This is a genomic window from Clostridium drakei (assembly GCF_000633595.2).
In the GTDB taxonomy this organism is placed as follows: Bacteria; Bacillota; Clostridia; order Clostridiales; family Clostridiaceae; genus Clostridium_AM; species Clostridium_AM drakei.
Genome location: NZ_JIBU02000001.1, coordinates 186,663 through 209,609 on the forward strand (window position 1 = coordinate 186,663; position 22,947 = coordinate 209,609).

Annotated in this window: 19 protein-coding genes; 16 read left to right on the forward strand and 3 right to left on the reverse strand. The window is 26.9% G+C overall.

Annotated features, from left to right (window positions below; all coding sequences use genetic code 11):
- Positions 1 to 265 precede the first annotated feature (265 nt).
- From EG57_RS0200880 to EG57_RS0200905, 6 genes are all read left to right on the forward strand, one after another.
- A complete protein-coding gene (locus EG57_RS0200880; protein ID WP_032075429.1) occupies positions 266 to 2,332 on the forward strand; it encodes a methyl-accepting chemotaxis protein in 2,067 nt (688 codons plus the stop codon).
- A 55-nt stretch (positions 2,333 to 2,387) separates the two neighbouring features.
- A complete protein-coding gene (ymfI, locus tag EG57_RS0200885; protein WP_032075430.1) occupies positions 2,388 to 3,131 on the forward strand; it encodes an elongation factor P 5-aminopentanone reductase in 744 nt (247 codons plus the stop codon).
- Between the two features lie 458 nt (positions 3,132 to 3,589).
- A complete protein-coding gene (locus EG57_RS0200890) occupies positions 3,590 to 4,438 on the forward strand; it encodes a response regulator (protein ID WP_032075431.1) in 849 nt (282 codons plus the stop codon).
- Positions 4,439 to 4,668: 230 nt separating this feature from the next.
- Complete coding sequence (locus EG57_RS0200895) at positions 4,669 to 5,037, forward strand: SdpI family protein (RefSeq protein WP_052037701.1); 369 nt, start codon at positions 4,669 to 4,671, stop codon at positions 5,035 to 5,037.
- Between the two features lie 174 nt (positions 5,038 to 5,211).
- Entirely contained in the window at positions 5,212 to 5,586 is a 375-nt protein-coding gene (locus EG57_RS0200900; protein WP_032075432.1) for a GntR family transcriptional regulator, read from the forward strand.
- A gap of 76 nt (positions 5,587 to 5,662) precedes the next feature.
- Positions 5,663 to 6,790: a DUF1648 domain-containing protein gene (locus EG57_RS0200905; RefSeq protein WP_032075433.1), complete on the forward strand. Its 1,128-nt coding sequence runs from the start codon at positions 5,663 to 5,665 to the stop codon at positions 6,788 to 6,790.
- Positions 6,791 to 6,843: 53 nt separating this feature from the next.
- Here EG57_RS0200905 and EG57_RS0200910 read toward each other — a convergent pair whose 3' ends face one another.
- A complete protein-coding gene (locus tag EG57_RS0200910) occupies positions 6,844 to 8,142 on the reverse strand; it encodes an SH3 domain-containing protein (RefSeq protein WP_032075434.1) in 1,299 nt (432 codons plus the stop codon).
- Between the two features lie 298 nt (positions 8,143 to 8,440).
- Between EG57_RS0200910 and EG57_RS0200915 the strand changes: the two genes are divergently transcribed.
- The 5 genes from EG57_RS0200915 (at position 8,441) to EG57_RS0200935 (ending at position 15,145) form a co-directional block, all read left to right on the forward strand.
- Positions 8,441 to 10,807, forward strand: coding sequence for an ATP-dependent DNA helicase (locus EG57_RS0200915; RefSeq protein ID WP_032075435.1), 2,367 nt, complete (start codon positions 8,441 to 8,443; stop codon positions 10,805 to 10,807).
- A gap of 38 nt (positions 10,808 to 10,845) precedes the next feature.
- Positions 10,846 to 11,490: an HDIG domain-containing metalloprotein gene (locus tag EG57_RS0200920; protein ID WP_032075436.1), complete on the forward strand. Its 645-nt coding sequence runs from the start codon at positions 10,846 to 10,848 to the stop codon at positions 11,488 to 11,490.
- Between the two features lie 203 nt (positions 11,491 to 11,693).
- Entirely contained in the window at positions 11,694 to 12,122 is a 429-nt protein-coding gene (locus EG57_RS0200925; RefSeq protein WP_029160114.1) for a hypothetical protein, read from the forward strand.
- Between the two features lie 124 nt (positions 12,123 to 12,246).
- Positions 12,247 to 12,909: a L,D-transpeptidase family protein gene (locus EG57_RS0200930; RefSeq protein WP_032075437.1), complete on the forward strand. Its 663-nt coding sequence runs from the start codon at positions 12,247 to 12,249 to the stop codon at positions 12,907 to 12,909.
- A gap of 208 nt (positions 12,910 to 13,117) precedes the next feature.
- Entirely contained in the window at positions 13,118 to 15,145 is a 2,028-nt protein-coding gene (locus tag EG57_RS0200935; protein WP_084572135.1) for a methyl-accepting chemotaxis protein, read from the forward strand.
- Between the two features lie 436 nt (positions 15,146 to 15,581).
- On the opposite strand, the gene EG57_RS0200940 is transcribed toward EG57_RS0200935, so the two are convergent.
- A complete protein-coding gene (locus tag EG57_RS0200940; RefSeq protein ID WP_029160111.1) occupies positions 15,582 to 15,827 on the reverse strand; it encodes an AbrB/MazE/SpoVT family DNA-binding domain-containing protein in 246 nt (81 codons plus the stop codon).
- Between the two features lie 404 nt (positions 15,828 to 16,231).
- Between EG57_RS0200940 and EG57_RS0200945 the strand changes: the two genes are divergently transcribed.
- The gene (locus EG57_RS0200945) at positions 16,232 to 18,232 is read left to right on the forward strand and encodes a fructose-bisphosphatase class III (protein WP_032075438.1); all 2,001 of its coding nucleotides are present in this window, start codon (positions 16,232 to 16,234) and stop codon (positions 18,230 to 18,232) included.
- A gap of 38 nt (positions 18,233 to 18,270) precedes the next feature.
- Here the strand turns inward: EG57_RS0200945 and cls are convergent, their stop codons facing one another.
- On the reverse strand, positions 18,271 to 19,695 hold the full coding sequence (gene cls, locus EG57_RS0200950; protein WP_032075439.1) for a cardiolipin synthase: 1,425 nt from the start codon (positions 19,693 to 19,695) through the stop codon (positions 18,271 to 18,273).
- Positions 19,696 to 20,393: 698 nt separating this feature from the next.
- Between cls and EG57_RS0200955 the strand changes: the two genes are divergently transcribed.
- The 4 genes from EG57_RS0200955 to EG57_RS0200970 form a co-directional block, all read left to right on the forward strand.
- Positions 20,394 to 20,789, forward strand: a complete 396-nt coding sequence (locus tag EG57_RS0200955) for an HNH endonuclease (RefSeq protein ID WP_032075440.1) — start codon at positions 20,394 to 20,396, stop codon at positions 20,787 to 20,789.
- A gap of 338 nt (positions 20,790 to 21,127) precedes the next feature.
- Positions 21,128 to 21,316, forward strand: coding sequence for a hypothetical protein (locus EG57_RS0200960; protein ID WP_029160108.1), 189 nt, complete (start codon positions 21,128 to 21,130; stop codon positions 21,314 to 21,316).
- A gap of 125 nt (positions 21,317 to 21,441) precedes the next feature.
- Positions 21,442 to 21,636 carry a hypothetical protein gene (locus tag EG57_RS0200965; protein ID WP_032075441.1) on the forward strand — a complete coding sequence of 65 codons (195 nt, stop codon included), beginning with the start codon at positions 21,442 to 21,444 and terminating at the stop codon, positions 21,634 to 21,636.
- Positions 21,637 to 22,034: 398 nt separating this feature from the next.
- The coding region (locus EG57_RS0200970) for a pyruvate formate lyase family protein (RefSeq protein ID WP_032075442.1) at positions 22,035 to 22,947 on the forward strand (913 nt) is incomplete at its 3' end.

Below are 22,947 nucleotides of genomic sequence, written 5' to 3' on the forward strand. Positions count from 1 at the left end.
TAATATTAAATAATATTAAATATTATTTGGTTATATGAATATTATATAATAAAAATAATATTTATTAAACATTATTTTTATATTTAAATATTATATGAATATTATAGATTAATTAATTTTAACATAAAGTTAAAATTATGTTAATTTATTATACAGTACTGTTAAAAATAAGTTAAAGTATTTGTTATTTAATAATATTATTGCTTTTTAATAGTAAAATAATTAATGGAAATATTACTTAATGTTAAAATTGAGGAGGATAATAATGAGAAACATTTCAACTAAATTACAGATAAAGAATATTGTAAAAATCCATTTTATAAACAGTGTTGGAATTAAAATAATGTTGCAAATAACTACATTGCTTATACTCGTATGTGGAATTTTAGGTTATGTTTCATATAGTAGTTCTTACAATAGTTTGGAATATACTATTAGATCTTTTTTAGAATCCAAAGCTTATGATAGTTCAGCGTTAGTAAGTTCAACTATTCAACAAGATATTAGAGTAATGAATGAGATAGCTTCTAGACCAGAAATTAGATCTATGAACATTCAAATACAAAGTCCTATACTTTTATCAGAAGCTAAAGATTTAGAATATATAAATTTAAATATAATTGGACCTAATGGTTTAGTTTATTTAGCAGGTGGAGAGAAAACTCAAATTGATCTTTCTTCAGCAAATAATTTGTACTTAGAAGAAGCATTAAAAGGTAAATCCTCCATATCTGACCCAGTTACAAATGTAGAAGGAGAACAAATTATAGCTATAGCAGTGCCTATAAAAAATGAAAGTGGACAAGTAATTGGAGCTCTATTTTCTAATATGACTACTAAAAAATTAAATGAAATAGTTCAAAAAACCAAAGTAGGTAACAGTGGATATAGTTTTATAATAAACAAAGAAGGTACTAAAGTTGCACATAAAGATTTAAAGCTAGTTTTAAACAAGGATAATACTATTAAAAATGTTAAGAAAGATAAAAGATTAGGTCCATTAGCAGAATTAGAAAGTAAGATGATAAAAGCAGAAAAAGGTTCTGGATATTATGTTAAAGATAGTAAAGAAATGTTTATGTCATATGCTCCTATTCCAGATACAGAATGGTCTATGGCATTAACTATACCTAAACAGGAAATATTTAATGAAGCAAATGAGTTAAAATATAAATTTATAATTATGACTATACTATTTATATTGATTGGTATGGTAGTAGGTTTTTTAATATCAAAATCTATAAAACAACCACTATTAAAAATAAAAAAATATGCAGAACAATTATCAAATTGTAATTTAAGTCATAGAATAAGCATAGGTAGAAAAGATGAATTTGGACAAGTAGCTAATTCACTAAATACGGCTATAAATAATGTGGAAAAGATTATTTATTCTGTAAAGCTTAATGGAAAAGATACTTTACAATCTACTAATGATATAAATAGTATGTTTGAAAAAATACATGAGCATGTAGAAAATGTTTCGCATAAATCTAATAAAATTTCAGCTAATATGCAGCAAGCTTCTGCATATATCGAAGAATTAACTTGTAAGTCCTTAAATATAGAAGATGAAATAAATAATACTGTAGAAGAAGCAAGAAATGGTTTAGAGTTAGCTAATAGTATAAAAAGTAGGGCAAATTCAATGAAGAATGAAACTGAAAACTCAAGGACTAAAATTTTAGATATTTATTCTGAATCAAAAGAAAAATTAAATGCAGCCTTACAGAATACAAAAGTTGTTGAAAATATATCTACAATGGCAGAAGTTATAAAAGATATATCTAAAAAGACAAATCTATTAGCTTTAAATGCTGCCATTGAAGCTGCAAGAGCAGGTGAACATGGAAAGGGTTTTTCAATAGTAGCAGATGAAATAAGAAAATTAGCAGAGCAATCTAATGGTGTGGTTCAAGATATACAGGAAAATGTAAAAAATGTTTTAAATTCAGTAGAAAAGCTTTCTGAGTCATCAAAATTTATTTTAAATGTTATAGATAATGAGATATTAGAAAGTTATGATAAAATTATGGTTGTAAGCGATGATTATAAAAACGATGGAAGTAAATTTCAAAGTATAATAGAAGGATTTAATTTACTATTACAAGATATTTATATTTCAATAGAAGAAATGACAGTGAATATGAAAACTTTGACAGAGTCAATGGGTGAATGCGCAGATGCATCAACTAATATAGTTAACAATATAGAAAATCTTAAAGAAGAAAATTTACATATATGTGATAAATCAAGTAAAAATGCACAGGGAGCAGAACAATTACTACAATCAATCAGTGAATTTAAGATTAAATTATGTAAAGAAAGTTAAGTAGTGGTATAATAGTACAAGTGTAATTTTGTACTAAGGGAGTGAATATTCAAAAGTGGAAAGTTTAACAGGAAAAGTGGTAGTAGTTACAGGTTCTTCTAGAGGTATAGGAAGAGATATAGCATTAGAAATGGCTAAAGCAGGAGCATCTGTTGTAATAAATTATATAAACAATGAAAAAGAAGCTATAAGAACATTAGAAGAAATTAGAAAAATTGGGAGAGCTGCTATTATAGTAAAAGCAGATGTTAGTGTATATGAACAGGCTAAAATTCTTATAAATAGTGCGATAGAACACTTTGGGAAAATAGATATATTAGTTAATAATGCAGGAATTTCATACATAGGTCTTTTTATGGATATGAACGAAAATCAGTGGGAAAAAATTATTAATGTAAATTTAAATGGAGTTATCAATTGTTCTCATAATGTTATTCCACATATGGTTAGTAAAAAAGCTGGCTGTATAGTAAACGTATCTTCAATGTGGGGGAATGTTGGAGCATCCTGTGAGGCAATCTATTCTGCTTCTAAAGGAGCTGTGAATTTATTTACGAAAGCTTTAGCAAAAGAGATGGCGCCTTCTAATATAAGAGTAAATGCAGTGGCGCCAGGTGTCATAGATACGGAAATGAATAGTTTTTTAAATAAAGAAGAAAGAGAAGCGTTAGAAGAAGAGATCCCTATAGGTAAGTTTGGCAAGGGTGAAGATGTAGGTAAAACTGTTGTTTTTTTGTGTAGTGATGCTGCACAATATATTACTGCCCAAATAATAACAATAGATGGTGGAATGAATTAATAAACTGACGTGGAGAAATAGATTAAAATAAATGCCGCATCCTAAGAGGTTTAACATAGGTGCGGCATATTTTTATATATGATAAACATGTTATATACAGTTTATATACAAGTTGTCCACAAAGTTATCCACAGCCTGTGAATTAATATTTGAATAGTTAAAAATTTTGATAAATAACAATAATTCTAAAAATTTTATTTTTAATAAATATATAAAATTATAGATGTTATAAACGATAAATAAGTATGATTTGCAAAGAGAGTTATTTTAAAAGTTGGCATAAAATACTTGATACCAATTTAAAGTTAATTAAGATAATGGTTGAAGAAAGTGTAAATTTTAGTTAAAATTATTTAAGGATGTAGATACTATTTGCTATATTTTTAAACAAAATAGCTATGTTAAAATTTGCATGTTAATAAGCAAAATAGTAATCATTATATGAAAGATGGGTAAGTATGTATAAGATAATAATATTAGATGATATGGCATATATAAGATATAGAGTAAAGCAATTATTAGCTGAGGAAGGTATAGAAATTTATGAAGCTGCTACGTCCTTTGATTTTTTTAATAAGCTTTATGATAAAAAGAGTGAGATAAACCTAATAATATTGGAAGTTGGATTAAGTACTGAAGATGGATTTGAAGTTTTAAAAAAGATCAAAGCAATGAATTTGAAAATACCTATAATGGTATTAACTAAAATGAATACAAGAATGGATTTTATAACATGTATAAAAGAGGGAATTTCTGAATATATTTTAAAACCATTTGATCCAAAAATATTTTTGAGAAGAATAGATAACTTAATTGTGTCACATGAAAAAGGAGAAGAACCAGAAGAAATAATTTACTTAAACTTTAAAGAGTACATGATAAAACAAATAGGTAAGGCAAAAGAAGAAAATACAAAGGTTTCAATTATGATGGTAAGTTTGGTAAAGCCAGGTTCAGATCTATATGAAGAGAAAATTGATATAAAAGAAACATATTTAATTTTGATAGATTCAGTATATGAAAAATTAAAAAGTTTATTTAAATTACCAGATTTATTTGCAAAGCATGGTTTTTCAAATTTTGTAGGGGTTATTCCATGGAAAGATAAAAATCCTATGGATAAAATAGAGAAGAACATACAAAGCAGCTATAGAGAAATTAAAAATAAAAATTCTAAATACAAGGATTATGAAATAGAAAGTGTTTTTGTTACCTATCCTGAAGATGGACAAGAAGGTGAAGAATTATTGAATAACTTAGAAGAAAAAATGCAGAAGAAAATTAGTGGTAGTGATAGGCAAAAATAGATATTATATTTAGTAGATTGAAATGAATTGAATATATGGAATATTAGAAAATTGTATTACATAAATTGTCTGACAGAATTATAAAAATATACTGGATTTTTTATAAGTTTTGTTTTATTATAGTGACATGAGTAGAAAGCTAAAATTTATAGCTTAATGTGAACGGTTTACTTATATGAAAAAAGTCTCATGTATAAAATAAAACATTGTTTAAAAGGAGATGGTATTATATGGTATATTCTTTGATTTTTGGTTTAGTAACATTGGCATTTGGGTTAATACCTAAAATAGTAAGACCAAAGAAAATTAATTCTTGGTATGGATATAGGACACCCATATCAATGATAAATCAGGAAACTTGGGATGAAGGAAATAGATATTCATCAAATCAATATATTATAGCTGGTATTGTTTTGATAATTATAGGGAAAATTTCCTATGCTTTTATTGCGAATAAACCATATTTAGTTCCACTTATAGCTTTTGTTCCAGTATTGTCAGTAACAGTATTTACAACGGAAAAACATTTGAAAAAAATTTTTGATAGTAATGGTGAGAAAATAAACAATTCAGGTGAATTAAAAGAAAAAGGTATATAATAAAAGATTAAGGTCAGTAAGATTTTTTACTGATCTTTATTTTTGTACACATGAAAAATTTGTAATTCTTGGATGCAGGCTTTATATATTGACAATTTGTTATATTAGTTATAGTATCAATATAACAAATATGCATGATAACATATTTGCATTTATGTATGGAGGTGAAGTATTGTGTTAATAAAAATAGATTTTGAATCAGATACACCCATATATGTTCAATTAAGGAGGGAAATAATACAAGGTATAGCAAAGGGTGAATTAAAAGAAGGAGATGGTCTTCCCTCAGTTAGACAAATGGCAGAGGATATAGGAATAAATATGCATACTGTTAACAAAGCATATAATATGCTTAAAATAGATGGCTTTATAACTATAGATAGGAGAAAAGGTGCTATAATAAATAAAATGCTGAGAACATATTCTGAGGAATATATGGAAAATTTATCAGAAGAATTGAGATACATAATAGCAGAAGCCTACTGTAGAGGTGTAGATGAAAAAAATTTTTTGAACATTAGTGAAAAAATATTTAAGGAATATACATAGTAAAAATATAAATTGTTTTAACAAACAAAATGTGAAATAATGATAAAATTAGTCTTTCAAATTTGGAGGAATAAAAATGGATAATAGAATAATATCATCAATGTCAATAATATCAATTGTAATTTTAATATTTTTTATTCAGGTTTTAATGCCTAGACTTACTAGAAAAGAAATATATTTTGGTATAAGAATACCTAAAAATCAACTTGAAAGTGAAAAATTAAAAAGTGTTTATAAGAAGTATGTAAGAAACAATATGGTAGTTTTAATACCATATATAATTATAGTATTTTTATTGTGCTATTATCTTAATGCTTATTTTGAAATATTGAATGTTGTATTAATATTAGTTTATTTAGTAATAAGTTTTTTTGTTTATTTTATAGCTAATAAGGAAGTAAAAAAAGTAAAAAATGAATTAAATTGGGGTAAAAATAAAAAATCAGTAGTTGTTATTGATACTAATTTTACTAAAGAGAAAGGGAAAAGCATGTTAGTATCACCATGGTGGTTTTTAATATCTTTATTTATGATAGTTATAAATTTATATATAGGATATAGAGTATATGATAACCTACCTGATATTGTGCCAACTCATTTTAATTTTGCTGGTGAGGCAAATGGGTGGACTCCAAAATCATATAAGCTAATTATGCAAATGCCTATAGCACAGATTTTTATGACTATAATTATGTTTTTTTGTTATAAAATTATTGGATGGTCAAAGCAGCAAATAAGTGCTTCAAATCCCCATTCATCTAAAGAAAGAAACAGAATATTTAGATATAGATGGTCGGCTTATATGATATTGATGACTATAGCTATAAATATTTTATTTACTATAGGAAATTTAAGCATACTTCAAGTTATAAAAATGAGTGCTAAAACTAGTATGATTGTTATATTCACAATAACAATGCTTATAATTATCAGTAGTATATTTATGTCTGTAAAAACAGGTCAAGGTGGAAGTAAAATTAAAGTTGAAAGTATGGATGAAGAGAATGAAAAAGTACAAGATAGAGATGATGATAAGTATTGGAAGTTAGCCAATAGTATTTATGTAAATAAGGATGATCCAGCCATCTTTGTAGAAAAAAGATTTGGTATAGGATGGACCATTAATTTTGGAAATGCTAAAAGTATAATAATTACTGTTGTGTTTATAATATCAATCATTGCACTACCAATATTGATTCATTAAAAAGTATATATGTATAAAATAAAAGTATTGCGAAGCTTTGCTTCGCAATACTTTTATAATGCTATATAATCTGAATGTACAAATCCAACAGCAGATCCTGCTTGTACTTTGTACCAACGACCACTAGATGATAATATTTGAACCTTACTGCCATAAGAAAGCTCAGAAAGTATTCTTCCTGTCCATGGAGCAGATCTTAAATTTAATGTTGAATTTTTATTACTAAGAGTTACGGTGCCAACTTTTCCCCCAGCTTGTGGCTGAGAATTAGTAGCAGCAGTAGTAGTAGTAACAGTATTTCCAGAAGAAATAGAAATATAATCAGCAGATACGTAGCCTACAGTTCCATTAGAATTTACTTTATACCAACTACCAGAAGTACCTAGTATTTGAAGCTTAGTTCCATAAGGTAAGCTACCTATAACACTACCTGAAGGATTATTCCTTAAATTGAGAGAAGAAGATTTATTACTTAAATTTACAACACCAAATTTATTTGAAGTTAAATTAGTAACATTAGCAGTATTGGTGGTGGTAGAATTATTGATTGCAGGTTGACTTGAACCAAGGCTTATGTATTTAGAACTTACATAACCATAGGATGAATTATATTTAATTTTATACCAGTCACCACTAACAGCAACTATATTCACAGAACTTCCCTTTTTTAGAGAACCTATAACTCCTGAAGATCCACTAGCACTACTTCTTACATTGAGAGTAGAACTGTAACTGGAAATATTAACCAATCCGTTGGCGGACTTAGATTGTTCTGGCTGAGTGTTATTACTATTAGTATTTGAATTATTAGGTTGTCCACTATTTGAATTATTAGAAGATGATGATACATAGATATATCCCTTTAGAAATAAGTTTCCTCTGTTTTTTATTTCTTCTTTAGACAAAGATTTCAATTGACCATCATATGCGCCTCTAATATTGAAATTACCCTCATTAAAATATACAGTATCTCCTTCTACTTTTTCTACAAAGGCAACATGACCATAGCCTTTATTTCCACCGCCCCAGACAACTATAGAATTAGCTTTAGGTTCAGAACCATAACTGTATACTTTGTCTTTTGCATTAGCATACCACCAATCTACGGCATTTCCATAGAATTCTGAAGGTAAGTTTATAGATAACTTTTCTAAAACTCTTCCGTAAGTAAACCAAGTACACTGTCCCTTATATCCATATTTAGTAAAAATATTTGAATCGCTTACATAAGAGGCATCTTGTGGATTTGGCATGATTCCAGCAGCATGCACAGAATTATGTAATAGACATTTAGCATTCATTAGGGAAGCAGATATAAAAAAAGCAAAAACTAATTTTTTTGATTTATTCATTATGCCACCTTCCTTTCGTAAGTTTTATAGTTAAATTAGAAATATAGTCTAATTTATATTATAATTCAAAAACATTATCGTTCAATAATTAAAAAAGTTAATAGTTTTTTTACATGTTATATAATAAATTATAATATATGTACAAAATAATGCAAGTAAGGAATATTAGTACATTAATTTTTTCAATACTTTATCATTTTATGCTCATTATATTGAGCTAAGATTTTGTATGTACTAAAGTTGAATTTGTTGCTAAAATATATAAATATACAACTGTATTTAGAAAAGAGATGATTTGATGGATGATAAGAAAATAAAAGTATCCATTCGAAATTTAGTAGAGTTTGTGTTAAGAGGTGGAGATCTAGATTCGAAATTTGTAGGAAGTAGTAGAGCATTAGAAGGAACAAGAGCACATCAAAAACTTCAAAAAAAATATAAACAAGAAAATAGTATAGAAAGACAATATAATGCTGAGGTAAGTTTAAAATATAATATAGAATATAAAGGGTTTAGTTTTATTATAGAGGGTCGTGCAGATGGCGTAATAGTAGAGAAAGAAAAAATTATTATAGATGAAATAAAAACTGTAAACAAACCCTTGGAATTAATAGATGAGAATTATAATATTCTTCATATGGCACAAGCTAAATGTTATGCATATATTTATGCTGTTCAAAACGATCTAAAGGATATATATGTACAATTAACTTATTATAGTATAAGTGCTGATGAAAGCAAATATTTTATAAAAAACTTTAATATGGAAGAGCTAAAATTGTTTTTCTTAGATTTGCTGGACAAATATTTTTGGTGGGCAAACTTTATGGATCAGTGGATTGACAAAAGAAATATTTCAATAAAAAATATGAATTTTCCTTTTGATAAATACAGACCGGGGCAAAGAGAAGTAGCAGTAGCAGTATATAATACTATAAAGCAAGAAAGTAAAATATTTCTTCAAGCACCTACAGGTGTAGGAAAAACTATATCTACTTTATTTCCAGCTATTAAGGCTATGGAGCAAGGACTTGTTTCTAAAATATTTTATCTTACAGCGAAAACCATAACTGCAAATGTCGCGCAGGAATGTATGACAAATATGAATAATAAAGGTTTAAAAATAAAAACTTTGGTTATTACTGCAAAGGAAAAAGTGTGTTTCAAAGATAAACCTTCCTGTAATCCAGAGGATTGTGAGTTTGCTAAAGGACATTATGATAGATTAAATGATGCACTAAATAAAATTTTAAGCAAAGAAACTTTAATAAGTAGAGAAGTAATAATAGAATATGCAAAAAGAAATAAGTTATGTCCTTTTGAATTTTCTTTAGAAATAGCTCTGTGGGTTGATTGTATTATTTGCGATTATAATTATGCTTTTAACCCTCAAGTATATTTAAAGAGTTTTTTTGAAAATGGAAAAGAGGATTATGTATTTTTAATTGATGAGGCTCATAATTTAGCAGATAGAGGAAGGGAAATGTTCTCAGCTGAACTTTATAAAAAGCCTTTTTTAAAGTTAAAGAAAGTAATGACAAAAAAAGAACCTCAAATAGCTAAAGCTTTGACTAGTATAAATTCATATATGATAAAACTTAGGAAAATTTGTGAAGAAGAAGATAGAAATATTTATGTTCAAAAAGAAGAAATAAAAGATATATATAATTTATTAAGAAGATTTACAAAAGAATCAGAAGAGTGGCTTGCTAAAAATAATAAGTTGGAAGGTTATGATGAACTTTTACAATTATATTTTGATGTTTTATCCTATACCAGAATAAGTGAATTTTATGATAATAAGTTCACTACATATGTAGAAAAATTGGGAGATGATATTAAGATAAAAATTTTTTGTTTGGACCCTTCTTATCTTTTAAATGAGGCGGTAAAGAGAGGAAAAGCTGCAGTATTCTTTTCTGCTACATTATCACCAATAAGCTACTTTAAAGAAGTATTAGGGGGGGATGAACAGGATTATACAATGAGAATTTCATCTCCTTTTCAAAAGGAAAATATGAAATTAATTCTTGCAAATAGAATATCTACTAAATATAAAAATAGAGAAGGTAGTTATAATTTATTATCAAAATATATACATGAGTTAGTATGTGGTAGAAAGGGTAATTACTTGATATTTTTTCCTTCCTATGTATATATGAGAAATGTATATGATATATTTTGTCAAGAATACTCTGACATTAATGCTGTAATTCAGGAAAGTTCTATGTCAGAGGAATTAAAAAAGACTTTCTTGGATAGATTTAAAAATTATTCAGAAACCATGGTTGCCTTTGCTGTCTTAGGAGGTATGTTTTCGGAAGGGATAGACTTGAAGGGTGATAAACTAATTGGAGTAGGAATTGTCGGAGTTGGATTACCTCAGCTGTGTTTCGAAAGAGATATAATAATGAATTATTTCAATGATAAAAATAATATGGGGTATGAATATTCCTATATGTATCCAGGAATGAATAAAGTACTTCAGGCAGCTGGTAGAGTAATAAGGACAGAAGAAGATAGAGGGGTAGTTATGTTAATGGATGAAAGATTCTCAAATAGAAATTATAGAGAACTTTTTCCAAAACATTGGGATGCCAATACTATTGTAAGAAATGTTAAAGAAGTAGAAAATATTATAAAGAACTTTTGGGAAAATAAATAGTATAATTTAAATATTATTATTTTAAAGAGGTACTTAATATGGAAAATTTACAAGAGATATTTGAGAATTTTAATAAACACTTGTTGGAAGATGAAAAGCCATCTAAATATTTTAATTCTATAACTGAAACTGAATTATTCGAAAAAATATATCCAATAACTATGCTTAAGGATTTAATGCAAACTCCTCAGTCTCCACTGCATCATTCAGAAGGAAATGTTTGGAATCATACTATGCTTGTTATAGATGAGGCTTCTAAGAGAAAGGATAAAAGTAAAGATCCTATGGCATTTATGTGGGCAGCATTACTGCATGATTTAGGAAAGTCGCCAACTACAAAGATGCGAAAGGGAAAAATAACATCTTATGATCATGACAAAGTTGGAAAAGAACTTTCAGTAGATTTTTTGAGAGAATTTAGATGTGGTGAAGATTTTATAAAAAAAGTTTCTTATTTAGTAAGATGGCATATGCAGACTCTTTTTGTGGTTAAAGATATGCCTTTTGCCAACATTAAAGATATGGTATCAGAAGGGGATTTTAAAGAGGTAGCACTGCTTTCTTTATGTGATAGATTAGGAAGAGGTGGTATGACATCAGAAAGGATAAGGTTAGAAAATAATAATGTAAGTACTTTTATTGAAAAATGTAAAAGGTTCACACGAAAATATTCTAAACAATAATTTAAAATACTACAATTATTGAAGTCCATAAACTTTACATAAAGGTTTGTGGATTTTTTGTGTTTAAATTCAAGATTATCTAATATCACTTTATAAATTAATTTTTATTTTAGAATAATATATTATATTGAAACATATGGTAAAATAAGTATATTATAGAATTAATAGTAAATGATGCAATAGTGATTTAGGGGATGATATTTGTGAATAAATTCAAGTCACTTATGTTTGAAATAATAACTATATTAGGAATTTTACTTCTAGTTTTAGTAGCAGGTCTTGTAGATTTAAGGAATGGTCAATCAACTGTAAATTCTAAAGAAGTTCAAGAGATGAGTGTTTCTATTGAAAATGATAGAAAAAATATTGAAAAGATGAGCAGTGAATTAATTAAAAAAAATCAAGAACTTGAGCAAATGAAATCAAATTTAGGAAAATTAAAATCTGATAATATAGAAGAATGGAATAACAGTATTATAATTTATAATAAAAAGTTATCGGAGTATAGAAATAGTTTAGAAGAGTATAATACCAGCTTAGACAGATATAATAAAAGATATAATCAATTTAAAGTAATGGGGAAGAAAAATGAAAGCTTAATACAATGGATTAAATCAATAATTGGAATTTGAAAAAACATTAAATGAAAATTTTATGCAATAAAGTTTAAATAGTAAGTAATGAAAATGAAAAAATTAACGAAAATTAATATTAAGAAAAGAAAATTTACATCGTTAAAATATCTGGAGGTATAACATGAAAAATCACTACAAAAAATTCCCTTTGGTATTTTTAATATTTGGTATTTTTTTAATTGTGCTTATTTCTGGAATATCCATAAAAAAGTATATAAAGACAAAAGAAGCTGATAATTCCAAACAAGTTTCGGTGAAAAAAAGTGCTGATTCTACAAAAGAAAATGAAAAGCTTTTTTTTAATAAACAGGAAGCTGTTTCTGAAAAGGCTTCAATTAAGGTATACAAAAAAAGAAGAGTATTAGAACTTTATTCTAGTGATAAATTAGTGGGAAGATTTAAAATTGGGTTAGGGAGGTCTCCAGAAGGATATAAAGAAAAGGAAGGAGACAATAAAACTCCAGAAGGAAGCTATTATATATGCTATAGGAATGGAAATACAAAATATACTTATTTTATTGGTATAAGTTATCCAAATATTGAAGATGCTAAAAGAGGATTACAAAAGGGACTTATAAATGAAGCTACTTATAAAAAAATAGAAAGAGCAGTGAATGATAAAAGGCAACCACCATGGAATACAGCTTTAGGTGGAGAAGTAGGATTACATGGCGGTGGAAATAAATATGATTGGAGCTATGGATGTATTGCATTAACTGATGAAGATATTAATATATTAAAACAATATGCACCAAATGGTACTACTATAGAGATTTATAAATAATGAATGGCAATTTAATTGCTATTCATTATTTTTTATGAGATTAATACATGCATCTATAGAAAATTCCAATAATTAATGATTTTAAATAAAAGGTATGATATTATTATTATTGCAATTTAGTAAAACATAATTAAATTGTAGTATAAATCACATTGTGCAAAATAATGTTAAAGGATTTGTAAAAAACTTATGAGAAAGGACTAGATATATGAATAAAAATTTTTTGTCTAAAAGTAAATCTATAAAATTTAAAGTTCTTGTTATGCCTCTAATTATTATATTTTCAGTTATAGTTGTAATAGCCACAGCATCTATATTGGAAACAAAATCAAAGCTCATGGAACAAATGAAAATAAATGGGACAAATATAGGAAAAGAAATATCCAGTGAAATGGGTAAAAACAGCAGTACTATGGATACATTGAATGAATCTGTAGAAACCAGAATAAAAACATTAGGAGGCTTTATAGCAGTAAATTCAGATAAAATGAACAGTGATTATTTAGTTCAGTTAGCAAAACAATTTGAAGTGGATGAAATAAATGTTACAGATCCTAGTGGTAAGATAGTATATGCTAATTTACCATCTAGCATAGGTTCTGTTTTTGATAGTAAGCATATATCCTATGCTGTACTTACAGGAGAAAGAACAGAGTTAATGGAGAATATAAGAAAGAGTAGAGAGAATAATAATTATTACAAATACGGGTATGTTAGAAAACCTGATGGAGGAATAGTCCAAATAGGAGTACTTGCTAATAAAGTTCAAAAATTAAATGCAAGTGTGGAAACTCAATCTTTAATTAATGAATTAATGTCTAGTGATAAAGGTATAGTCTATGCTTTATTTATAGATAAAAATTTAAAAGCAACAGCTCATAGCGAAAAAGATAGAATAGGAAAAGTGCTTGATGATGAGGGAAGCAAAACGGCAGCAGTGGATGGAAAAATTTACTCATCTACATATAAATATAAAGGAAAAACTGAAGTATATGATGTAGTTGTACCTGTTTATAAGAATGGTACTCATATAGGAGCTATAGATATAGGGCTTTCTACAGAAAGTGTACATAAGACTATTGATGCTATGGTAGGAATGATAGTAATGATTTCAATAATTGCATTTGTAATATTTGCTTCTATTATGCTTGCAGTTGCTAAAAAAATAACAAAACCACTTAATAGTTTGGTAGAAGTAGCTGGAAAAGTTGCAAAGGGAGAATTTAATAATGAAATTGAAGTTTTAAGTAATGATGAAATTGGAGTCTTAGGAAAAAGTTTTAAATCCATGTCAGACGGTTTAAAGATAACTATAGGAAAGTTAAAAAATGAAGCTTCTAGAGTAAGCAGCATGTCATCTGATTTAAGTAATAATGCTGAGCAAATGGCCAGTGCAGCTGATGAAGTAACAAGTGCAATACAGGATGTTACTAGCGGAGCAACAAAGCAAGCAAATGATTTAGCTGATGTGGTTAATAATATATCTAACTTATCTGAAGAACTCCAAAATATATACAGTAAAATATCTTGTGTTAAGGAAAGTTCGCAGGAAACAGAAGAAAAAGCTAAAGTAGGAAAATCTCAGATAGAAATTCTTTTGAAATCTATTGAAAATATAAAAGAATCTTTTGATATAGTATCTGATAAGATTGCTAATTTAAATTCAAGTGTATCTCAAGTAGGAAGTATAACTGATGTAATTAATGAAATATCAGAACAAACTAATTTACTTGCTCTAAATGCTGCTATTGAAGCTGCTAGAGCTGGTGAGGCAGGAAAAGGTTTTGCTGTAGTAGCAGAGGAAGTGAGAACACTTGCAGAACAATCCCAAGAATCAACAGGAAAAATACAAATCTTAATTCAATCTATAAGCAATGAAACTTCAAAGGTAATGAGTACATCAGGAGAAGTTAAAAATCTTTTAGTAGAGCAAAAGGATACAGTAAATATAACTGTGAAATCTTTTGAAGATATGCTTAATGCGTCATCTAAAATATCACCGTTAGTACATGATACTTATAAATCCATTGAAAAAACAATGGAGTCTAAGGAAATTATCATGAATAAGGTAGAATCAGTTACTGCTGTGTCACAAGAAACTTCAGCATCTTCAGAAGAAATTTCAGCATCATCAGAAGAGATGTTAGCGAATACAGAGAGTGTTTCAAAATTTGCATCAGAACTAAATGAAGTAGCACAGAAGCTTAATTTGGAAACAAATAAATTTAAAATTTGATAAAATAAAAAAACAGCTGATTGTGTTAAATGCATAATCAGCTGTTTTAAGTAGTTCTTAATTCAAGTATAGGGATTCTATATAATTTTTGAATTTTAAATCAATCCTTTCTATTGAAAGATATAATTTAAATAGTACCCATAAATATTGTCAAAAATTTTTTATTTAAATATTAAAAGAAGAGAAAATATCATATATTCGGGGAAAGAGTTTTAAACAAATCATATTAAGAACTACTAACAGCAATATATATAAGCTGTTAATAGAAATTATATCATAGTGTGGATGAAAGTCAATGATTGTTAAAGAATTTTTAGAAAATTTTAATAAAAGAAAAAAATAAAAAGCTACAAATCAAATTGCGCTTTTGCAAAAAAAAGTATATAAAATAAATTATGCAAGATATAATTCTATGATATATCTTGCATAGCTTGGCTTATATGGATTTTTTTAATTCTTCGAAACAATGCTTGCAAATATTTTTACCTTTGTAGTTTACTACATCTTTAGCATCACCACAGAACATGCAAGAAGGATTATATTTTTTTAATATAATATGATTTCCTTCTACATATATTCCTAAAGGATCTTTAATAGCAATATCAAGAGTTCTTCTTAATTCTATAGGTAAAACTATTCTTCCAAGCTCATCAACTTTTCTTACAATTCCTGTTGACTTCATTTTTTTCCTCCTAAAACAAAATTCGACTTTTATTACTTAAATAATAACACTAATGTTATTATTAGTCAATGGGAAAATGCATTTTTTCTAATAAATATAAAATTATAAAAAAAATATGGAAAAAATTTCATTAAACAAAAATAAAACATGAAAAATGTAAAAAAAGTATGTTTCACGGAGTTTAGGAAACTATAAGTTATTTATTACATAAAGATAAGAATAGATAAAGCTTTAAAATATTAAGAAACGAAAGTTTGTTTAAATATTAGCAGTGAAATATAAATTGTTCAAATATAAATAAATATGCTATACTATTACTGTGCTAATAGCAGTAAATATGTTGCTAGCATAGAATAAAGTATAACATTATTATAAAAATGAAAAATTATAGAAGGAGAAGAAATATGATTTTCTATGATGAAGATAATTTAGAAATAATAGAAAAAGATCTTAGATATCTTCAGTTACTTTCTAATCAATATCCAACTATATCAAGTGCAAGTACAGAAATTATAAATTTACAGGCTATTTTAAATTTACCAAAAGGAACAGAGCACTTTATAAGTGATATACATGGAGAATATGAATCTTTTACCCATATGCTGAAAAATGCTTCAGGAGTTATTAAAAGAAAAATAGATGATGTTTTTGGTAATTCTTTAAGGGAAAAACAAAAAGCTGCTTTAGCTACTATTATTTATTATCCAGAACAAAAGCTGGAGTTGATAAAACAAACAGAGGTTAATGCAGAAGATTGGTATAAAATTACTTTATATCAACTTATTGAATTATGTAAAAATATATGTTCGAAATATACAAGATCAAAAGTGAGAAAAGCTCTGCCTCAAGATTTTGCATATATAATAGAAGAATTACTTCATGAGCAAGAAGATGGAGCGGACAAACATGCATACTATAATGGAATTATAAAAACTATAATAGATATAGATAGAGCTGGAGAATTTATTATAGCTATATCCAAAGTTATACAAAATTTAGTAGTAGATAGACTTCATATTATAGGTGATATTTATGATAGAGGTCCTGGTGCTGATATTATTATGGAAGCCCTAATAAAACATCATTCTGTAGATATTCAATGGGGAAACCATGACATATTGTGGATGGGGGCAGCAGCAGGATGTGAAGCTTGTATATGTAATGTTCTTAGAATATCTTTAAGATATGCTAATTTAAGAACTATTGAAGATGGATATGGAATTAATTTATTACCACTTGCTACTTATTCTATGGAATTTTATGAAAAAGATGAATGCAAAGGTTTTAAACCTAGAACTTTAGATAAAGATATAAGTAATAATGAGCTAAATCTTTTAGCAAAAATGCACAAAGCAATTTCAATAATTCAATTTAAAGTGGAAGGCAGTATTGTTAAGAAACATCCAGAATTTCAGATGGATGATAGGATGCTATTAGATAAAATAAATATAGAAACAGGAGAAATAAATTTATATGGAAAAACATATAAGTTAAATGATACTACATTCCCGACTATAGATTGGAAAAATCCTTACGAGTTAACAGATGGAGAGAGAGAACTGATAAATAAGTTAACCCGTTCCTTCGTAAATAGTGAAAAGCTTCAAAAGCATATTAAATTTTTGTATAGTAAAGGAAACATGTATTTAGCATATAATTCTAACCTTTTATACCATGGATGTATTCCATTAAATGAAAATGGAAGTTTTAAAGAGGTTAAAATAGGAAATATAAAATATAGTGGAAAAGCTTTGCTGGATAGATTTGATCGTGTAGCAAGAGATTCGTTCTTCTTTAAAAATGATATAGAACTTAAAAATTATGGTATGGATATGATGTGGTATTTATGGTGCGGTCCAAACTCACCGGTCTTTGGAAAAAAGAGAATGACTACATTTGAAAGATATTTTATAAATGATAAAGATACACATTATGAAGAGAAAAATCATTATTATAAATACAGAGATAATGAAAAGATATGCAAGAATATTTTAGCTGAATTCAATTTAGATCCTGATAACTCACATATTGTTAATGGACATATACCAGTTAAGACAAAAGAAGGGGAAAGTCCTATAAAAGCTAATGGAAGACTTCTTGTAATAGACGGTGGATTTTGTAAAGCATATCAACCACAAACTGGAATAGCAGGATATACATTGATTTATAACTCATATGGATTACTTTTAACATCTCATGAACCTTTTGCGGCTATAAAGGATGCTGTTAAAAATGATAAGGATATTTTGTCATCTACTATAATTTTAGAACATGTAGCTAGTAGAAAACGAGTAGCAGATACTGATAAAGGATTGGAGCTTAAGAGTCAAGTGAAGGATTTGGAAAAGCTGCTTATAGCTTATAGAAAGGGTTTAATTAAAGAAGGATATGAATCAAAGTGGTGAAAATTTTAATTTCACCACTTATTATTTTTGAAGATGTCTTACATTAGAGATGAAAAAATTCTGCAAAATGCTTCGAATGCTTTTGTATAAGGGGAAAGATTGTTGAAATAGTCTAATGTGATTCTCTTGCTTTTTTTCAAATCTTCAAAGAATAAAGTCTCAAGTTCTTCCGTAGTCTCCTCATCATAAATTACAGCATTAATTTCATAATTTAATTCATAACTTCGAATATCCATGTTAGCAGTGCCTATTGTGCACATTTTACCATCTATAGATGTAGTTTTTGCATGTACAAAATTATGTTTATCATAAAAGTACAATCTTACTCCGTTCTTTACTAGGTCTTCTAAATAAGTTCTTGAAGCATAGTGAACTAAAATGTGATCATATTTGCCAGGAAAAAGTATATGAACATCAACTCCACTTAAGGAAGCTACTTTTAGAGCATTTAAAATGCTTTCACTTGGTATAAAATATGGAGTAGTAATGTAAATATGATCTTTTGCTAAAGATATCATTTTGAGTACGGCTTGCTCAATTGCTGGAAATTCAGAATCAGGACCACTTTTTATTAATTGCATTAATTTTTTATTATTATTTTCTGTAGATGGAAAAAATTCTTCGAAGTTATCATCATAATAGAAAAGTTCTTTGTTAGCTTCTTTTATAGTAGCAAAATCGTCTAAAAATACAGCTTGAAGCCCCAGAACAAAATCACCATTGACCATTATATGAGTATCTCTCCAATATCCATATTTGCTTTTGCCTATATATTCATCACCTATATTAATACCTCCTACAAAACCAACCCTTCCATCTATTACTACAATTTTTCTATGATTTCTGTAATTTATTTGTGTATTAATATGACGCAGGATAGGAGCTAAAAAATAGGAATATTGAACTACATCTACTCCTGCATCCTTTAAGTCTTGTATGTATTTCTTTTTTATTCTTATGCAACCAACTCTGTCGAGAATAAATCGAACTTTAACACCCTCCAAAGACTTTTTTATAAGTATATCTTTTATTTCATTTCCTATTGTATCGCTTTTTACTATATAGTATTCTAGATGAATATGATTATTAGCCTTTAACAATTCATCTTTTAGTGATTTGAACTTTTCACTGCCATCTTTAAAGATTTTGATTGTATTGTTTGTAAAAAGTGGAGATTCACTATTTTTAGAGAGAAGTTCTATTAAGGATGAATAACTATTATCTTTTATATCTTTTGATGCTTCATAAATTAACTCTTCTATATTGATGTTTGTTTCATTGTGTAATTTGTGTTTTTTCCAATTTCTTCCTAAAAAAATATACAAAACCAATCCGCAAGGTGGCAGCGCAATAAAAATTAGCAGCCATGCAATAGTTTTTTCGGGATTTTTTCTTTCAAGTACTATAAGTATTATAGAAACTATAGCATTTATAATAAATAGTAGAGATAAAGTTGATCTCAAATGTACTACCTCCTATAAAAATAATGTTTTGTAAAAATATAAAATTTATTTAAATTATAACATATTTTTATTTGACAAATTACAAGTTTGATATATACTTATAAAATAAATAAAGAATTCGTTGCAAACTATAGAATATTTTATATTTATAGAATATACTTAATATAACGATTTATATAACAGTTTGAAAGGGTGATATATATGGATTTTGGAAAAATAATATATTATTCAGCACTTCCTGTATTTTCTATATTATTTATATTTTTGTTAATAGTACTTATTAGGACTATTATGAAAAATAAAAAGTAGCACAGTGCGTATGCTTGGTGCCGTGTTGAAATGGAATGGATACTTATTTTATATTAATTAAAATTTAATTTTACAATTAATATAAAAATATTCTATAAATGAAATTATTATTCCTTTAAAATTCAGAAAATTTAATAAGTTTTCTGAATTTTAAAGAAATAATTATATTAACTATACACAAAATTTTATTATTGTATTTTTTTAATCAAACTGCACTATTAAGAAATTAAAAACATATATTTTTATTATAGCATTTAACATAAAATATATGTGTTGAAATAGAAAAATTCATAATTTTTCAAAGTGTAATACTTTTAAGCCTATGGTATAATTTAAGTATAAATTGATGAATCAATTAAAATGATTTTTAAGTATTAGGAGGGGAAAATTTGCTAAAGTGTGAAATCTGCGGTAGACAAGCGGATAAGCATCATATAGTTTACAGAAGCCAGGGAGGAATTGACTTTCCACTAAATTTTAAGTATCTTTGTCATGAACATCATAGAGGTAAGGAAGGACCACATAAAAATAGAAAGTTAGATTTGCAATATAAGCTGGAGCTTCAAAAAAATTTAGAAATGTTGCTACACAAAGATTTTTATATTTTAGATGAATTGGTTGATTTACTTCATATAAATAAAGGTATGCTAAAAAGAATTTTTAAGGAATATAAATTATACAAAGAGGGATACAAAAAGTCTGATATAATATATAGACTTATGGGAAAGAAGGTTTATACTAAATATATGCTAGAGGAATATTGCGATTTTATAGCGAATTTTTAGTATGTGAATAAAAAGTTAATTTACAAATGAGGAATGGCAAGTGATAGCTAATTTACATCACTTGTCATTTTATATAATTTGTAGTATATTATATTAAAATAGTAGAGTTACTAATTAATAAAGGTTATTTTTAAATAAAAATTTTATTTTTATAAACTTATTCTTAAATATACTGAATAGATCAAGTATAACTTGATTGAGGTAAAATTTATTCTGCGGTTACTGAACAAATTTAATTTTGTATAAATATTAAAATAAAATTTTATACGTTAGCACCAGCTGAATGGGTTTTTATATCCTCTTAAAAGTAAAATATGAAAAAAGAAGGGGGCTTAAAAATGAAAGAAGATATATTAATGCTTTTGAATTTAAAGGAAATTAGTGACATTATAAAGGGATTAAAAATTGCAGAAAGTTATATTAGTTCCAGTAGCATAAAGGTTGATGAAGATTTACAAAAAAATATAATAGATATGTTAAAGAAATTAGAATATGTGGAGCATGAGTATTCTAATAAATCGGATTAATTATTGAAATAGTTTTTATCCAATAAGTTATGAAGTGTAATTGCATAAAGTCCTAATATGCATTTTTATTATATTATGAGGTAATAATAATTAATGAAAAATGTATGTAAGGGGGAATTAAGTTAATGGATAAGTTTAAGCTAGAAGATATAAAGGATGTTCATGTAGGACACGTTCCAGCAGCTAAAAAAGGGATAATAGATAGTCTTATGGGAAAGGATCTTTTAAAAGAAAGTGTATCATTAGAGCACATGTCTTCGTATAAACAAGGCCATCAGTTAGGAACTGAAATTGAAAACTTGTTAAAAGGATATGAGTAGGATTAGTAAATATTATATTATGAAATTTTTTACTTAAAACTATTATTCTTTTAGAATCAAAAAAATTAGAAGGGTTAATACTGAAATTAGAATTAATTTTAGTATTAACCCTTATTTTTATTAATAAAATATAATTTTATGTAATTTTTTGTAATATTTTAAAATAGCAGTTTATATAATATAAAAAATAAAATAAAAAATTATGTATTGTAGATAAATAAAGAAAAATAGTACAGTTATAAATTCTGTACTATTTTTTAAATTATAAATTAGTAAATACAATGAAAAAAGGTATTGATACAGATGATAAAAAAGTATATAATAGTATTATCAGATAGAACATAAAAGGTAATTAAATTAAAATAAATGTAATAAAATATCGAATAGAAGGAGCGTGTATGGTTATGAAACAATGGCAAGGATTTAAATCAGGTATATGGACAGAGGAAATAGACGTAAGAGAATTCATACAAAAAAACTATACAGCATATGAAGGAGATAAAAGTTTTTTAGAAGCACCAACAGAAAAAACTAATAAGCTTTGGAAAGAAGCAGAAGAGTTAATTATAAAAGAGATCAAAAAAGGAATTATAGATGTTGAAACCAATGAAATTTCAGGTATAAATAATTTTAAACCTGGTTATTTAGACAAGCAAAATGAAGTTATAGTAGGATTTCAGACAGATGCACCACTAAAGAGAATAATGAATCCTTTTGGTGGAATGAGGATGGTAGAACAATCCTTAGAAGAATATGGGTTTAAGATGAATGAAAATATAGAAAATTATTTTAGTAAATATAGAAAAACTCATAATCAAGGAGTGTTTGATGCTTATACAGAAGCTACAAGAAAAGCAAGAACAGTGGGACTTCTTACAGGACTTCCAGATGCTTATGGTAGAGGAAGAATAATAGGTGATTATAGAAGGATAGCACTTTATGGAATAGACTTTTTAACAGCACAGAAGAAAAAAGATCTAAATGAGCTAGTAGGACCAACTACAGATGAACTTATAAGACTTAGAGAAGAAGTATCAATGCAAATTAGAGCTTTAGGTGAAATAAAAGCTATGGCAGCATCTTACAGCATAGATATATCAAAACCAGCATGTAATGCTGTAGAAGCAGCTCAATTCTTATACTTTGGATATTTAGCAGGAGTAAAAGAAAATAATGGAGCAGCAATGTCTATAGGAAGAAATACTACATTCTTAGATATATATATAGAAAGAGATTTGAAAAATGGGGTTCTAACAGAAGCAGAAGCACAAGAGATAATAGATCAGCTTGTTATAAAATTAAGGATGGTGA

Excerpts from the sequence above, each read along its gene's own strand:
- EG57_RS0200905 (WP_032075433.1), top strand. The coding sequence starts at position 5,663 with ATGGATAATAGAATAATATCATCAATGTCAATAATATCAATTGTAATT.
- EG57_RS0200920 (WP_032075436.1), top strand. The coding sequence starts at position 10,846 with ATGGAAAATTTACAAGAGATATTTGAGAATTTTAATAAACACTTGTTG.
- EG57_RS0200930 (WP_032075437.1), top strand. The coding sequence starts at position 12,247 with ATGAAAAATCACTACAAAAAATTCCCTTTGGTATTTTTAATATTTGGT.
- EG57_RS0200910 (WP_032075434.1), bottom strand. The coding sequence starts at position 8,142 with ATGAATAAATCAAAAAAATTAGTTTTTGCTTTTTTTATATCTGCTTCC.
- EG57_RS0200915 (WP_032075435.1), top strand. The coding sequence starts at position 8,441 with ATGGATGATAAGAAAATAAAAGTATCCATTCGAAATTTAGTAGAGTTT.
- EG57_RS0200965 (WP_032075441.1), top strand. The coding sequence starts at position 21,442 with ATGGATAAGTTTAAGCTAGAAGATATAAAGGATGTTCATGTAGGACAC.
- EG57_RS0200880 (WP_032075429.1), top strand. The coding sequence starts at position 266 with ATGAGAAACATTTCAACTAAATTACAGATAAAGAATATTGTAAAAATC.
- EG57_RS0200935 (WP_084572135.1), top strand. The coding sequence starts at position 13,118 with ATGAATAAAAATTTTTTGTCTAAAAGTAAATCTATAAAATTTAAAGTT.
- EG57_RS0200940 (WP_029160111.1), bottom strand. The coding sequence starts at position 15,827 with ATGAAGTCAACAGGAATTGTAAGAAAAGTTGATGAGCTTGGAAGAATA.
- EG57_RS0200945 (WP_032075438.1), top strand. The coding sequence starts at position 16,232 with ATGATTTTCTATGATGAAGATAATTTAGAAATAATAGAAAAAGATCTT.
- EG57_RS0200895 (WP_052037701.1), top strand. The coding sequence starts at position 4,669 with ATGGTATATTCTTTGATTTTTGGTTTAGTAACATTGGCATTTGGGTTA.
- EG57_RS0200890 (WP_032075431.1), top strand. The coding sequence starts at position 3,590 with ATGTATAAGATAATAATATTAGATGATATGGCATATATAAGATATAGA.
- EG57_RS0200960 (WP_029160108.1), top strand. The coding sequence starts at position 21,128 with ATGAAAGAAGATATATTAATGCTTTTGAATTTAAAGGAAATTAGTGAC.